Origin of the sequence: Paenibacillus sp. LjRoot56 (assembly GCF_964253335.1) — a bacterium.
Classification (GTDB): Bacteria; Bacillota; Bacilli; order Paenibacillales; family NBRC-103111; genus Paenibacillus_E; species Paenibacillus_E allorhizoplanae.
This window is the reverse complement of sequence record NZ_CAXURV020000002.1, coordinates 186,437-201,937: the sequence shown is the minus strand read 5'-3', so window position 1 is coordinate 201,937 and position 15,501 is coordinate 186,437. Positions and strand designations below refer to the sequence as shown.

Sequence of the window (15,501 nt, the reverse complement as noted above, 5' to 3'; positions counted from 1 at the left end):
TGTTTCCCTTATCCCCCCTCTCTATAAAAGTCCGCAAAAAGGCATATGCAAGCGTGTGAAGAAAGCTATCCACTCACGAACGTTGCATATGCCAATGTGCTACTTATACGATCAAAGTTTTATTTCTTGATATTCGTCGGCCAAACGAACTGTACACCTAAAGCTTTCTTGGCTTCTTGGAATTTCTTGTTTTGATAGTCCAGCAACTTTTGAGAACCCAGTTTTTCTTCTTGATCGATGCCATCTTTGTAGAGTTTCTCTACATCCTCTGGTGCTTTAGCCAGAATCATTTTTGCTCTTGTTTTGACACGAACTTCTTCACGTTTCGCATTGATGCCCGCTTCTTCTGTTCCGCCAAGCGGTGAAGTGGATTCGAAAGCAAGCATGTCGTACGTATATTTACTGAAATAAATATTCGATTTGGTTCTTTCCGTTTCTTGTACACCGTTCACTGGCAATGTGCGTTGAACAGGGACATAGTTAATCAGCCAATCTAACGTGCCATTTCCGTATTTCAATTTCGTTTTCGCTGCATCTTCGCTTCTAGCCTTAATAAACTCATCGGATAATTTAACCTTACCATTCGCATCATAATCCCACGTAATGCCTTTAGGACCATAAGTCACATTCAAACTCATTTCATCGGAAGAGAGATAATGCATGAGCTTAATAATGCGATCCTGATTTTTGGCTTTACTGCTTACCATCGTCAGTGTCCAACCTGAGGCTTGAACGGGATCAATAACAGGCTGTTTGCCTTTATCACCTAGAACCGGTCCAACAGAAACTAAGATCGCCTTCGGATCCTTGGCATATAAGGCATCCCATTTAATTGCCTTGTTTGTAAGCGCAAAGACTGCACCGTTATTCACTTTCTCGGTAAGCTGTGATTGATTCAGCGTTTGACTATCTTCTGGCAACAAGCCTTCCCGATATAAACGGTTGAGGAATTGATACGCTTCCAATGTCTCCGGAGTTCTTTCACGATCAACAAGATTACCTTGCGCATCTTCACGTGCAGCGCCGAAGAAACTTGAGATGACCCAACTCTCGAAGTACGCAGGCACAACGTCAAAGCCATTGTACTTCGTCTTTGAATCCTTTACTTTACGCAGCGCTGCAATCACGCCTTCCTTGGTATTGAAGTCCTCAGGTTTGATGCCAAGCTGATCCATAATATCTTTACGCGCATATAAGCCTTGGTTGCTGTAAATGGTATCTCCTGGTTTAAACGTTTCTTTGGCCCAAAAATAATTGGCATACCCATAGAAATGGCCATCTGGATTACGGAACCAATCTTGCATGGATTTCGCCACATTGAACGATGGATCATGTTTCTTAATCAACTCATCTAGAGGAGCAACCAAGCCAGATTTCTCAAGCACACCTCGCTGCGGTGCGCCTTTATCCACGGTAATCATATCAGGGATATCTCCTGATGCGATAAGTGCGCTTAATTTATCATCATTTCCTGATGTAAATTCAATAGAAACGCCCGTATCCTCTGTAATTTTCTTATCCAGTAAGTTATTCACTGGATCCCAGTTCTTCTTGTAGGATTCTTGATCGACGAACCAAGTAATCTTGATTGGAGATTTATCATCAGGCTTTGCTGACGCTGACGCTGCAGCTGCTTCGGATGCCTTAGGCGAACTCGCCACCTCTGCTCCCTTATCTGCCGAACAACCAACAAGCAAAGTTCCAACTAGCGTTGTGACAAGCCCTATACTAACTAAACTTCTTTTCATTTGCTTTGCCCCCTTTGATATGCGTGAACTAACCTTTCACAGAACCAATCAGTACACCTTTAACAAAATATTTCTGCAAAAACGGATAAATCGCGACGATTGGTGCTGTTGTTGCGACCATCATGGCTAGCTTCAACGTAGCTGAACTAACATGCTTTGCTTCTTCTGGCATAAAGCTCATGGCTTGCTGACTAAATGATTCTCCATAGGAAGCATCTGTCACCATCCGCATAAGTACAAGTTGAACGGGCTCTAAGGATGATTTTGTCGTAAACATTAACGCATCCATATAAGAGTTCCAATGATATACTCCATTAAACAAAGCAATAGCGGCTAAGACAGGCTTTGTCAACGGCAGTACCAACTGCAGCAAAATCCGATATTCCCCGGCCCCATCCATCTTAGCCGACTCGATAATTTGTTCAGGGATCGTTCGAAAGAAGGACATGATAATAATCATATCCCAAACACTGAACAAGGTGGGAATAATATAAACCATAAAATTGTTTAACAGGCCGATTTCTTTATACAGCAAGTAAGTCGGAATAAGTCCACCATAGAAGAACATGGTCGTGAGCATAATCACGAGATATATGTTGCGTCCACTAAGTCCTTTACGAGACATACCGTAGGCAACGAGAGCTGTAAAAGCGATATGCGTGGACATACCGAGCAGCGTTCTGCTAATCGTAATGAAAAACGCATGATAAATGGTTGTATCTGAGAATACAGCTTTATAATTCGCAAGCGTAAACTCCCGAGGCCATAAATACACGCTTCCTCGCAAGTAATCCAACCCGTCATTAAAAGAACCAACCAAAGCAAACCAGAACGGAGCCAGCGTTACGAATACAACTGTAGACATGAAGATGATGTTACCGATGTCAAACCATTTGTCCCTTCTAGAACGGATATTCATTATGTGTTCCTCCTTACACGCAGGCATCCTCTTAGAACAAGCTATTGTCTGTCACTTTACGAGATACATAATTAGCAGCAAATAACAGAATCAGGGCAACCACTGATTTCGCTAAGCCTACCGCAGTCGAATAGGAATACCTCATTTGCCGGAGGCCTACCTTATAGACATACGTATCGATTGTTTCACTCACATCCAGATTCAGTGGATTCTGCATGACCATAATTTGCTCGAAACCCGTGTTCAATATAGAGCTTATCGCAAAAATGAGCATAATCACGACGGTTCCCATAATAGCTGGGAGTGTCACGTACCACATCCGCTGAAATCTGCCTGCACCGTCAATCTTCGCTGCATCATACATTTCCTGGTCCACACCGGCTATCGCTGCGATATAAATAATCGCTCCCCAGCCAATACCTTTCAATATTTCAGCGCAAACCATAATCATCCAGAACAGATGCGGTTTCGCAATGAAATTAATCGGTTCATCAATGATATGCAAACTCGTAAGTAAGAGATTGAGAATCCCATTCGAAGGTGATAGCACCGTCAGCACTAATCCTCCAAAAATAACCCACGAAACAAAATGAGGCAGATAAGAAATCGTTTGTACGAAGCTCTTGAATCGTTTCTTATTCAGCTCATTAAGAAAGAGTGCAAACACGATGGGTGCAGGGAACCCAAGAACCAACCCCATAAGATTCATCGCTAGCGTGTTACGTAGTACATTCAAGAAATTCGGATCATTCAGAAATTCCTGGAAATGTGTAAACCCGATCCACGGCGAATTCATCACACCCAAGAAAAGATCGTACTCCTTAAATGCAATCAGAATGCCATACATCGGAATGTACGAGAACACAAGCAGAAACAAAATCCCCGGCCATACCATGCTTTGCAGCGCGAATTGGCTCTTGAAGCGCAGCCATCTGCCCGTCACTGATAATCGTGGCGACCGAACACGTTGTTTTGCATTTACGGCTCCATCCACTTGACTTACCTCCCCGATTTACTGCCCCAAGTCGTGATAACCAGATGACAGCGTTCTCTATAATGCTAACTCTACTTCTGCTATAGCAAAGCAACTTCGGAAGCATATTCTCACTATACATTTTGAAAGCGCTTATAAAAATATCATCATTTTAGTTTTGATACCTTCATTTGGGCTCTGCCTAGTTAACGAAAGGTATAGCATGCCTTTTGTCGAATACCTCCCTACCAACATCTTTGAAGAAAGAAGGAGTGACCTTGCAACGTACGATTTATGCCATGAGTATTAAAAGTAAAGTGACGCTGGCCTTTATTTTTTTCATAGTTATCCCTTTCAGTGTGCTTGGTTTGTATACCTATAATCAGTCTCAGCGCTACATGCAAGATCAACTGCTGGCCAATTCACAAACCACCGTCAAACAGATCAAATATACGATTGAGAATAAAATCGACCTAATTGAAAGCGTTAGCAACAACATTACGTTTAACTACCGCTTGCAACAATTTCTCGGAGAGCCCTATTCGTCCGACTCCAATTCTTTAGATACGTATTTCAATTTCGCTGCTCCACTTGTTAACTATGCGATGTTATTCCAGAAAATCAACATCCAGAAAATTTCCATCTATACAAACAATGCTTCCATTCCGGAAGGTTTTGGTTCCTTTTTCTCCGAACAGAAAATTAAAAAAGAGGCATGGTACGATACCTTTATGGCTTCGGATCAGAAATCTCTCTGGGTGCTGGACACGAAGCAGGCAGACGGTAGTGACATTTTCCGCTATATTCAAAAAATGATCTCTATTGAAGGTTATTATCTCGGCATAACGATTGTTGATGTGCGCTCGTCCGATCTGCTTGAACCCGCTGAGGGCCCGAATGTTGTCAATCAGCCTGTTTATATATTGGATGAAAATCAAGGATACGCTAAGGAATCCGGCTTTTTATACGTCGCCGACTCGTTAAAAGAGGTCCAGCAAGTCATCGTCATGGCGATTCCGCTCCCACCGCTGCTCGGTTCCTTGCAGGTTGTGGCTAACCTTGCTTTTATTCTTACGCTCATTGTTCTATTGTTTGCTTTCTACTTCATCCTCAAGATGACGTTAAGTAAAATGAAAACGAGCATTAAACAGATGGATGTCGCCATTGAAACAGGATTTCAGCCCATTCCTATTGTACGAAAGGACGAGTTCGGTGTCATTACCGAGAAATTCAACATTTTGCTTAATAAAATCACCCTGCTGTTAAGCGATATGATCAAGAAAGAGACCATGCACAAGGATGCACAACTCATCGCACTCCAATCGCAGATTAACCCACATTTTATCTATAATACGTTGGATATTTTTAGTGCCAAAATGGAAATCGCCGGGCAGTATGATGTGTCCGATGCCATGGCCGACTTTGGTAAAATGATGCGCTATAATATGGACGGTCACGCTAAATTCGCAACACTCCAAGATGAACTTCGTTATCTCGGGCAGTATATGACGCTTCAGAAGGTCAAATACGGAGACAGTATTCACTTCCGGGTCCATGTACCCAATGAGCTGCTTTCCATTCAGGTCTTAAAATTTATCTTACAACCGATTGTCGAGAATAGCGTGAAGCATGGCTTCGCTAAGCAGGACACACTCGATATTGATATTTATGCCAGCCAAGAAAGTGATCTATCTATCCGTTTATGTGTAAAAGATAATGGCATTGGCATCGAAGCAGCTCGATTGGAAGAAATCAACGAACAATTCCGTACTTCCGTGTATATGGCCAAAGGTGAGAAAGACCGAGAAAGCATCGGTTTAGGCAACATTAATGAACGATTGAAATTATTCTACGGCGAGAATTATCCCTTACAGATCCATAGTATTCAAGGTCAATTCGCTGAGACGATATTAACCCTTCCTTATGACGCAAGAAGAAGCGAGGAGAATGACGATGTATACCGTATTAATTATTGATGACGAAGAATTGATTGGCAGCGGCGTCAAAGCCAAATTAGAAAGGGCCAATGTCGCTGGTATACGGGATATTTATGTCGCCAACGGTGGTCTACAGGGACTGGCCATGGCTAAAACCTTACTACCCAACATCATTATCACGGACATTCGTATGCCCGAGTTAGATGGCATTCAATTGATAAGAGAACTTACTCCACTGCTAACACGCACCAAATTCATTATGTTAAGCGGCTATGGTGATTATCCCTATGTCCGTGAAGCCTTCAAATACGGCGCACAAGACTACTTATTGAAGCCAGCAGCGTCCGATGAACTCGGCCAGCAAGTACAGTCCGCCATTGCGAGTATTGAGAAAGATACCCTCAACGACCAGCTCGTCGAAAGAAACCAAACGGACGCTCGGGCACTGCTTATTGCTCGATTACCCCTCGTCATCCACGGGTCGAACGCCCTGGTGAGCAGCAAAGATTCCGAGCCACAGCAATCACTCGAAGCTTACTTTACTCATCCGCTATTCGCCGTTTCCATGCTTTCATTCGACGATTTTACCTTCAGCGAAGAGCATTTGGATATGGTAAGTGAATGTTTGGAACAATGTGTTCAGGACGATGATTTAGCCCCACATCTACGTTTCCTAGCGTTTCATGATGTGCTAGGATCGGTGTGCCTTGTGTTTAATTATGCGGCATCCATTTCCTTTGATACCGTTCAGGGTATACTTAGTAAAGCTGTTATCCTGCTTAGGAAAGGCAATCTACGAACGCCTACGGCCTCGATTAGTCAATCAGGGCAAAGCCTGGATGATTTATCTCTTCTTTACAAACAAGCGCATCAAGCGATGTCGGAGCGGATTTTACGAGAACCAAGCGAGGTCTTCGTGACACTTGAACCCAGGGGTAGGACGGATGCTTGGCTGCCTGCCAAAAAGGAAATGGAGGAGTTCAAGCAAGCTGCCGAAACCCTGCATGTGGAACGTATCGGCCTCTGGGTTGACCGCCATCTAAGCGATTCTTTTCGTACACAGATGTCTCTGGAACAGCTCAAGTCCATTTATGACCTGGTGCTTTCTGAAATCCATCGCCATGTCCATGAGCGCTTTCTTTTTGAAGAGACCGAACGTGCGACGGCTTTCGATACCTTTCACACGTTAGGCGAGCTCCGGCATTATTTAAAAAGCTACGCCACCGATACGAAACAGCTGATCTCGGAGCAGGCTAATTTGGGCGAAACCGTTATTACTGTAGCGGAATCCATCGTTCGTGAGCATTACAGCCGCGATCTGCAGCTAGCCGAAGTGGCCAATCGGGTATCGATGAATTACTCGTATTTCAGCAAGCTTTTCAAAGAACGAACTGGGTTAACTTTCACTGCCTATTTAACCAAAGTACGCATGGAAGAAGCCCAGAAGCTGCTCAAAAACCCCACCTTACGGATCAATGAGATCTCAGAAAAGGTTGGGTATGGCAATCTCTATCACTTCTCGCGTGCATTCAAAAACTATTTCGGCGTTTCCCCAAAGGAACATCGGAAAACGATGTAACGTGAGATTCGCACTTTTGCAGGCTGGGCAGCTTTTGGGGATTAACTGGATTTCCTACATCTATTTCCGGGGAAAACTAGCCTTTGATGATTTTAACTGGATTTTATGCATTTAATTTTGCCCGAAATGTTCCGTTTGGCGAAATTGGCCAGAAATAACGGGAGGAAATCCAGTTATTTTACGAAAAGCCGTGATTTCGCTTGAATTAGCTGCAGAAAATCCAGTTATTCTCCTGGCCAGGAGCAACGCCTCACACCATAACCCACGCTGATAACAAATAAATAAGGGTAAGCTTCTCTTACCCAAAACCCCAAACATATAAATTCTGGGGTGGTAAAACAACAAGCCCCAGTTCATCGAACTAGGGCTTGCATCATATTAATAACAACGCACTTCATAGATTGCAGCGGACGGGTCACCGTTGGTTGCTTCAATAACAACGCGCAGCTTATCGGTTTGAACAGACTGGACTAGCGTGTGACGGCAATGACGCTGGTAATTGCCCTTCACTTGGAGGAGCTCCTGCCATCCACCGTTCACATACGCTTCAATCCTATAATCTTTCGGACATTGCGGGTCACGATAAAACGGTGCATATCCATGGTACTCCCATAGAAGGCTTCCCGGGAATGTGAGCTCAATCTGTCCAATGAATTGTTGATGATCCCATTTCAATTCCAGCCATTGCGGAAGCTCCTCTCTCGCATCCGAACGCCACAAGTTCGTAAAACGATATGGTCGCGCTACACCACTAATGACATGTTCAGGACGGTAGGCATACTGCGGAGGGTCCACACGGAAGCTACGGGTCGGACCATTCCAATCCCGGCGCATCTTGCCCTCGCCCATTTCATATGCGCACGTATGACCTGGAACTATGCCATCCCCGCAATGCCAAGCAATGTTGGGATTCGCTAGTAAATCCAAACGCACATAGGTCCCTGACTTCAAGCCATCCGCCTCGCTCAACTGCACTTCCCAATCGATCCATTGATAGGTCCCTGGATTGATTTGCAGTTCCGTTGTGGCCAGCGCTGGGTTTGCTTCGCAGCGGTAGTCCCAGATATGATCCACCGGAATAAGTTTCGCTTCCACGATTTGAAGGGTGTCGCTCGTATTCGTCACACAGACAGATACGCGGTTCAATACTCCCTCCGAAATGGCAATCCATTGTCCTTTACGTTGGCGGAGTAGCTCTTCTTGATGACCCAATTTGCCAGATGCTTGTAGCTCCGCCTTCACTTCCGAACCACTGCTCGCAGCCTGACTGCTAGCCGTAACGCGCGCCTTGCGTGCCAGATCCAGCTCGTCCTCGTTCGTCGTGTTTAGGAGGAAACAGCCGTCACGCAGCAGCGTTTGCTTCACTTCTTGTATAGCCAGACCCGGTACGTCCGCGAGTGTTAATCCATGCCTCAATGCAATTGCAGCCGACGTCCCCACGGCCTGCCCTACCAACGCGGTTGTTGCCATTACGCGTACCGTACCTAACGCGGCATGAGTCACAGAGATATTCCGACCAGCCATCATCAAGTTATCGACATCCTTGGCAATTGTTGACCGCAAAGGAATGCCATAAGGGCCACAGTAGCTTTTCACCATATAGGCGGAGGTTTCATCATAGCCTTCTGAGCTGGCATGCTCACTGGTAGGCGCAAGAAGTCCCCCCGGTGTATGCAGATCAAGAAACCAACCGCCGTACGCAATTTCATCCTCAAATACCGTTCTATTCAGCGGGTCATGTTCCGTCATCAGATATTGACCCATAATTCTGCGGCTTTCTCGTTTACCTGGCACTTGACCGATCCAATCAATTGCATGATTAGCTGCCAGCTCTTTCGTGAGTGGATCCTTATTCTTAATCCAATCCCAAATGCCTAACACATACCGTGTCAGCTCATGACGAATATCTTCACTTTCATAGATGGTGTGCCAAGGCATGCCGATCTCGATCCACCAGTATCCACCACGCATATCATTCGGGTTCCGACCCTGTTTATAGAAATAGTCGGGATTATCAAGCTTCGCAGCCCAATCAGGAGCCGTGAACGGAGCCGGGGAGCCAAGGTCTTTCGTTTTAAAAAGCAGCGAACTCCCCATTACATCTCCGCTAGCCTGCAGTGGTGCATGCGGTTCGGCGTATTCCTCGCGTCCTTCGGAGCCCATCCGCCATTCACAACCTGCTCGGTCGGCAACAATGCCGTCGCCTGTGCAATCAACGAATACATCCGCAAGGAGCTCGATCTCCATCTCAGCGTTCGCTACATAACCTACGACCGACGCAATCTTGCGCTCACCCGCCATCCGAACATCCAGAATGGACGTATTCAGATAAAAGGTCAAATTCTCCGTTCGCTGCGCCATATCATACATCGTCATATCCCATACGCTGTTCGTCCAGCCATTCTCAAAAATCGGCTCATGATTTCGTGCGCGTTCCTCAATCAATAACTCCGATATGATCCCTGTTTCCTTCGCGTAAACATGAAAGGCAGCAGCGCCATGAGGCGTTACTCTGACCTCGGACGAACTGTTTCCCCCGAAGACAGGGCGGTCCTGTACCAAACATGTTTTGGCCCCATGTCTAGCCGAAGCAACCGCTGCGCAAAAACCCGCCAGTCCACCCCCGCAAACGACAACATCATATTTCTCCGTCTTTTGCCCATGCTTTCTCGCTGAATGATTGCCCTCCGTACGCATACTCCTGAAGTCGTTAACCATATTCTTAGTCTCCCTTTATGTAGCCGCACCTACCTCTGCGTAGATGTTAGCGTTTTCTTTTCCTCCTTTACACTTTATCCTGAATAAGATCACAATAAAATATCACCGTTTTTGATTTGATGCCTCCATTTTGGCTTGGAATTATCTAGGCACAAATTTGACAGCATCCGCAATAACAAATCCAGCTGTCCCTATATTGCTGATAATCACATTTCCCGATGTCCCGGCATTAAATGCGTATCTCCCTAGTAAGTTCCACATCCCACCGTTGGCCTGCTGATTGACTATTATACTGTCTGGTCCACCAGCATGATTTATAGTGACGGGTACATTATTTGCTCGATTCGTATCCGCATTCCACCACATGTAGACATCATAAGAGCCTGCAGATGCGAAATCAGGTGCATACTTAACGTTCTTGGATCCCTTCGCTGTATCCCCGTCATGCAGATAGTCCGCACCAACTCTTTGACTGCTGTAGGTACTGACCGTCCAAATCCCCGTCTGAGTTATTCCAGTTGGATGACTGTTATCCATAAGGATGGTAGGTTCGTATGCGCCAATGCTTGGCGGATTGCTCCTAACGTTCTTGAAGTAATCCTCTGCTACATCGGTTAGATTATTCTTCCCTTTAGCAATACACGGAGAAGTGCCCTGCAGTTTGAAATAGTCGGGTCCGAATGTGCCGCCTACAAGCAATGGATTGCCAATGACATCATTCACATTCGAAGCAACACCAGTAACTGCGCTGGACCAACAGTTATTCGAGAAAATCAATCCCGGATTCTGATCTACAAGTTGTAAAGCACCCGTGTTCGACTTAAATATATTGTTTTCTATCCTTGTGTTTACATGGCTTGCACCGCCAGTAATGGATATATTCGTACTTGTAGAATCAATAAAAGTGTTACCTGCAATGATGTCATTATCCAAGCGGGTACCTGTAGCTAATCCCGTGTTCCAATACGCAAAATTCTTGCTGTTCCCTTTCAGAAAATTATTAATAATCTTCCTGTTGTATCCTGCTGTAAAACTTTGAAAAGGCTCATCCGCTATGGCAATCCCCATACTTGGACTTCCACCCCTGAAATAAATCGCATTCCCCGTGTTGTAGATTAAATTTCGCTGTATAATTACGTCGTGAGCCTTGTCTACATAGACTTCCAAAGCATAATTATCATAAATAACGTTATCCTCCAAAACTACATCATGTGTGTTGTACCACAAGCCTACCCCTTCTCCCCAATTGTGGTATATGGTGTTGTTCTTGATTGTTCCATAGGCACTGCCTCTGATCATGACAATTAAAGGCCAGTTCATTTCAATTGATAATCTGCTAAAACGTCCAAAATTGGCATTCTCCCACACCCTATTGCCGTCCAAAGTAAAATAATCAACATTCTCTACCTGTATCGCCTCACCACGGTTCTCATGAATCTTCGAATTTCGAATGATAATATCATGATATCTGGTTGTCGCCGAGTTACCGGCATAAATTCCAGCACCATAGGATTGTGTCAATTCAAGACCGTCAATGGTAATATAATTGGCCGTAATACTCATCAGCGAATTCCAGGAAAGCGTGAATTGCTGTCCGTTCGTATAGGTTACTCCGTCATTGGTAACGGTAGGTCCCGTATATGTAACAGTTTGAAGACTGAGACTGTGATTCGGGTACGTATTCTGACCAGAAATGACTGGCGTCTCCCCTGAATATGCCTTGATCGTAATTGGGTTACCGCTTGTTCCTGAAGTAGTAATACTAATCGTTGATGTAATATTGTACGTTCCGCCTCTCACAATAACCGTGGAACCAGGGCCGGCAACCCCTGCCATATTTACAGCTTGTTGGATCGTAGCAACGGGTTGGCTCAGCGTACCAGGATTACTGTTGTTTCCTGTGTTAGACACATAGTAGGTTGTTGCAGCAGCGCTGACTTCTGTCTGAAGGCAGATTCCCAAGGCAAGCAGTATAAGGGACATTACCAAAATCACGATTACCAAGGATCTTTTTCCCATGCTTCTTGTTAACATCATCTAATCTCCTTTTTTGGTCGAAGTAAATTTGAATGTCTAGTGTAACCGTTTACAACAATTCTTTTAACTTCAGTTTTTGGTAGTTCTATCACCTCTTTCCTTTGCTGCTTTTATGTAGATGGTTCGGCGTGCCGCCAATTTACCATAATTAAGCTTATTTAAAAATACCTTTATTTAACATTGGATACCCTTATTTTAGGTGAATACATGAACTTGAAGACAATCAAAATATTCGGCTCCGCTGTCCTCTGAGGACGGTGCGTTTATGGTGAAAAATAGCCAATAATAATAAAAAACATCCATCGGAAGCAATCCGAGGATGTCTCTTTTTTAAAGCCTAGCCAACGCTGATCCGCAAAACGCATCTACGGGCGAGGTGCCTATGAAGGGCTGTTTGCCCAGTAAACAATTTAGAATCTCCCTTTGAACAATCGCCGAGGCATTATAGCCATTAATCATGGTCGGCATCGTAGGCATTTCATATAAGGTATACGGGTTACCTAACGAAATGAACAGCGTTGGTACGTAAGTAGAATACCAAGTAAAGATACCTCCCGCCTCCTCAGGTGACATACGCAGGGAATTCTGCATAAAGCTCGGCGACTTCTGCGTCACATAAATGACCAGATCGATGTCATTCTCTTCTTGTTTGAGGTGGTAATTTCTGACCACTTCAAACCCTTCCGTTACCAACATCTGCTCAAAGCCGCTGCCTCCTGCACCATTCTCTGTGAATAATGAGCCTTCACTCCCAGATGCAATGAGCAGAACTCTGTTATGCTTTTCAGGTGAAATGGGCAGTACGTTTTGCGTGTCCTTCACTAACGTCACCGAGGTTCGTGCGATTTCTTGGGCTAAACTCACATGCTCATCTGATCCTACGCAAGCTAAATCCTGCAGCGCTGGTCTTTCAAGATGCAGCCCCAACGAAGCTTTCAGTGCTAGTACTCTCGTAACCGCTTCATTCAAACGTTCCTCTGTAATAATGCCATCGTTGACTCCTTGAAGCATGGCTTCAAAGTCGTATTTGAGATCAGCTGTGAATAGAAACATATCCACACCGGAGGCGATACACTGGGGAACGATTTCATGTCGCGGCCCCCAGCTCGTCATGCCGACCATCGCTGACGCGTCGGAAATGATTAACCCGTTAAAGCCCAGTTCTTCTCTTAGCAGTTTCACATTGAGTTCATAGGAAAGCGACCCTGGCGTATGCTGCTTTCTAACATCATGGATGCCAAGCTCCTCATAGTAAGCGGGAAGCGCAATATGCGCACTCATCACACTTTTTACACCCGCTTCAAAAGCGGAACGATACACTCGCCCATAAGTTTCACGCCACTGTTGCATCGGCATGCCGTTTACGGTCAGAACCTTATGCTGATCGCGGTCATCCATGCCATCACCTGGCCAATGTTTCACGCAGGCTGCCATTCGACCGGTTTCCTGTACACCCTCTACAACTGGGATTGCGTACGTTTCTACTACTTCAGGTGTGTCTCCAAAGGCACGCGTATTGACAATCGGATTTTGATAATTATAGTTAATATCCAGCACGGGCCCGAATACCCAGTTAAAGCCGATTGCCGAGCCTTCTACTTCAATTCCTTTACCAAATGCCTGCGCCAACTCTGGCTTTCCCGTAGCCGCTACCTGCATGTTCATGCCAAGATTCGTGCCGTCAACGGCTCCGCCAAATCCGCCGGATTCCAAATCTCCAGTCACCAATAATGGCAACTTGCTGCGGCTTTGCATATTCGCTATTTTCGCCTGTTGATTAATCTTAGTCGCATCAGGACTAAACGCGAAGAGATGCACCCCACCGGGTTTAATGCTGAGTAAATCCTCCGGCTCCGGTGAAAATGGCTTCTGAACTACTACAAACAGCTGTCCGACTTTCTCTTCCAAGCTGAGTCCATCACGCGTTTCCTTCACCCAAGAGACGTCAAACTCTGATAAATAAAATGGTTTTTGACGAAGTTGATCATCTTTCATTTCGTGTACGACCTCCAGTTACAGTAAATACTTCCGAATAAAATACGTAGGTGTACAGCTCCATGCATGGCAATAGCTATTAATTAAATTACTGCCATAGGGCGATAGCTTTTTATCATTGGGGTTGTAGATTTCCCAGAAGCAATCCGCTCCGTCTTTAACCATTTCTCCCCAATATGCTCTTATTTGCTCCAAGGCTTTTTCGGATCTGCCGCTTTCAAATAAAGCCTCAATTAAATGATGATACATATAGGGTGTTGTCATTCCAATTTCTGGCGGGGACTCGAATAGCCGATCCATTAATTGACCATTCTCTTCCTCGTTCAACACGCCTGCCAGAGCCATCCACACCTGAGATGCCCATGAAACCTGCTTAGTTACTCCACTTATAAAAAAGCCTGTTTTCTCATCCCATAAATGCTGAAGCGCGCTGCTTGTCACACGATCAATTTGTTCTGAAATGAATGTTGCTTCTTGATCTTTTTCCAGCTCTTTCGCCAGTTCAAGGCCCCTTTTGAGACAATACAACAAAATAGCTTGCGCGGATGCTTGTTTATTAAGCTCTGGATGCCAATCCGTGAAGCACCACCAGGTTTCATCATCACGCACCAATCCGTATTCATCTAGTCGCTCTAATCCGATCTGTATTTGTTCTAGGGCAACTGGCCATAGTTCTACTAGCGCTTCTCTATCCTTGGACGCCTCATAATAATCGAATAGCGTCGCTACGAAAAAGAGGGAATAATCATAAAGCCGCGTATCATCGACTAACGGATTAGGCTTTTCAAAGACACAGGCCCCAACTGCTCCATCATCAAGTGTCATACCGCCAAATAAATATAAGCATCGCTTCACCAGATCATGGTGATGAAAGGTCTGATAGTTCGCCAAGGCTTGTAGTCGTAAATCCCCGATCCACAGCCTGCGATCCCGCTTCGGTCCGTCCTCGAACACCGTTTGCATACAGTCCTGAAGCGTCTTGATACTAATGGCATCGATGGCTTGTAAGTCTGCTGGAATATTAGCGGGCAGCGGCGTTAGTTCCCTCACATCAGCAGAGGTAACCGCCGTACAATGAATATCGGTAAAAGAAACCGTAAACTTACGGGATGTATCGATAATCATCATTTTTACATACCGGAAACAATATCTACGAGGCAGCTTTAGGACTGTAGGAAGCACATCAACATATATCGTCTCTTCCTGCAGCCAGGATTTGCTTAACCAACCATCATAGCTGTCAAAAGGTTCCGCAACCTCACATGGCATTTCGCCAAAGATTAGCTTCAGCCCAAGCGGGGCATCTTGTGGACTACCCACTGACTTGATCGAAAGAGAGATATAACCAACTTGATGATCGCCAAAATCTAGAATGAAACTTTCATCCTTACCGAAGGATTTGGATTGTAACGCGGAGATATTCCCCATTTCTTGCGTTCTCCACCCTTGAAACGCTTCTTCATCCGCTACAACCTCAATGACTGATTTAGGCAAAACAATAGATTCATGCAAGTCGGGAGTGAGCTTTTCCGCTATTTCCACAAACTTTTGATGAATTCCCATATCTCTTCAACACTCCTATCTGATCTTGCAGA

At 45.0% G+C, this 15,501-nt stretch carries 9 protein-coding genes; 2 read left to right on the top strand and 7 right to left on the bottom strand.

Annotation, left to right across the window (positions count from 1 at the left end; genetic code table 11):
- Positions 1-119 precede the first annotated feature (119 nt).
- The 3 genes from ACSQ8O_RS13780 to ACSQ8O_RS13770 are packed head-to-tail and all read right to left on the bottom strand — an operon-like array spanning position 120 to position 3,661.
- Positions 120-1,748 (bottom strand): extracellular solute-binding protein, encoded by a 1,629-nt coding sequence (locus tag ACSQ8O_RS13780; protein WP_436242128.1) that lies wholly within the window; start codon positions 1,746-1,748, stop codon positions 120-122.
- A 28-nt stretch (positions 1,749-1,776) separates the two neighbouring features.
- Entirely contained in the window at positions 1,777-2,667 is an 891-nt protein-coding gene (locus ACSQ8O_RS13775) for a carbohydrate ABC transporter permease (protein ID WP_436242127.1), read from the bottom strand.
- 31 nt (positions 2,668-2,698) lie between these two features.
- Entirely contained in the window at positions 2,699-3,661 is a 963-nt protein-coding gene (locus ACSQ8O_RS13770; RefSeq protein ID WP_436242126.1) for an ABC transporter permease, read from the bottom strand.
- A gap of 278 nt (positions 3,662-3,939) precedes the next feature.
- On the opposite strand from ACSQ8O_RS13770, the gene ACSQ8O_RS13765 reads away from it, so the two are divergent.
- Together ACSQ8O_RS13765 and ACSQ8O_RS13760 are read left to right on the top strand one after the other, a co-directional pair.
- On the top strand, positions 3,940-5,616 hold the full coding sequence (locus tag ACSQ8O_RS13765) for a sensor histidine kinase (RefSeq protein WP_436242125.1): 1,677 nt from the start codon (positions 3,940-3,942) through the stop codon (positions 5,614-5,616).
- The gene (locus tag ACSQ8O_RS13760; protein WP_436242124.1) at positions 5,594-7,156 is read left to right on the top strand and encodes a response regulator transcription factor; all 1,563 of its coding nucleotides are present in this window, start codon (positions 5,594-5,596) and stop codon (positions 7,154-7,156) included. Before ACSQ8O_RS13765 ends, ACSQ8O_RS13760 begins: the two co-directional genes overlap by 23 nt.
- Before the next feature lie 378 nt (positions 7,157-7,534).
- On the opposite strand, the gene ACSQ8O_RS13755 is transcribed toward ACSQ8O_RS13760, so the two are convergent.
- The 4 genes from ACSQ8O_RS13755 to ACSQ8O_RS13740 form a co-directional block, all read right to left on the bottom strand.
- Positions 7,535-9,874, bottom strand: coding sequence for an FAD-dependent oxidoreductase (locus ACSQ8O_RS13755; RefSeq protein ID WP_436242123.1), 2,340 nt, complete (start codon positions 9,872-9,874; stop codon positions 7,535-7,537).
- Positions 9,875-10,015: 141 nt separating this feature from the next.
- Positions 10,016-11,857: a right-handed parallel beta-helix repeat-containing protein gene (locus ACSQ8O_RS13750; protein WP_436242122.1), complete on the bottom strand. Its 1,842-nt coding sequence runs from the start codon at positions 11,855-11,857 to the stop codon at positions 10,016-10,018.
- Between the two features lie 384 nt (positions 11,858-12,241).
- Positions 12,242-13,906, bottom strand: coding sequence for a glycoside hydrolase family 3 protein (locus ACSQ8O_RS13745; protein WP_436242121.1), 1,665 nt, complete (start codon positions 13,904-13,906; stop codon positions 12,242-12,244).
- An 18-nt stretch (positions 13,907-13,924) separates the two neighbouring features.
- The gene (locus ACSQ8O_RS13740; RefSeq protein WP_436242120.1) at positions 13,925-15,469 is read right to left on the bottom strand and encodes a sugar hydrolase; all 1,545 of its coding nucleotides are present in this window, start codon (positions 15,467-15,469) and stop codon (positions 13,925-13,927) included.
- Between the last annotated feature and the right edge of the window lie 32 nt (positions 15,470-15,501).

What these genes read in the sequence shown, in the direction of transcription:
- ACSQ8O_RS13775 (WP_436242127.1), bottom strand. Translation starts at nt 2,667, where the DNA reads ATGAATATCCGTTCTAGAAGGGACAAATGGTTTGACATCGGTAACATC.
- ACSQ8O_RS13745 (WP_436242121.1), bottom strand. Translation starts at nt 13,906, where the DNA reads ATGAAAGATGATCAACTTCGTCAAAAACCATTTTATTTATCAGAGTTT.
- ACSQ8O_RS13740 (WP_436242120.1), bottom strand. Translation starts at nt 15,469, where the DNA reads ATGGGAATTCATCAAAAGTTTGTGGAAATAGCGGAAAAGCTCACTCCC.
- ACSQ8O_RS13765 (WP_436242125.1), top strand. Translation starts at nt 3,940, where the DNA reads ATGAGTATTAAAAGTAAAGTGACGCTGGCCTTTATTTTTTTCATAGTT.
- ACSQ8O_RS13760 (WP_436242124.1), top strand. Translation starts at nt 5,594, where the DNA reads ATGTATACCGTATTAATTATTGATGACGAAGAATTGATTGGCAGCGGC.
- ACSQ8O_RS13750 (WP_436242122.1), bottom strand. Translation starts at nt 11,857, where the DNA reads ATGTCCCTTATACTGCTTGCCTTGGGAATCTGCCTTCAGACAGAAGTC.
- ACSQ8O_RS13755 (WP_436242123.1), bottom strand. Translation starts at nt 9,874, where the DNA reads ATGGTTAACGACTTCAGGAGTATGCGTACGGAGGGCAATCATTCAGCG.
- ACSQ8O_RS13780 (WP_436242128.1), bottom strand. Translation starts at nt 1,748, where the DNA reads ATGAAAAGAAGTTTAGTTAGTATAGGGCTTGTCACAACGCTAGTTGGA.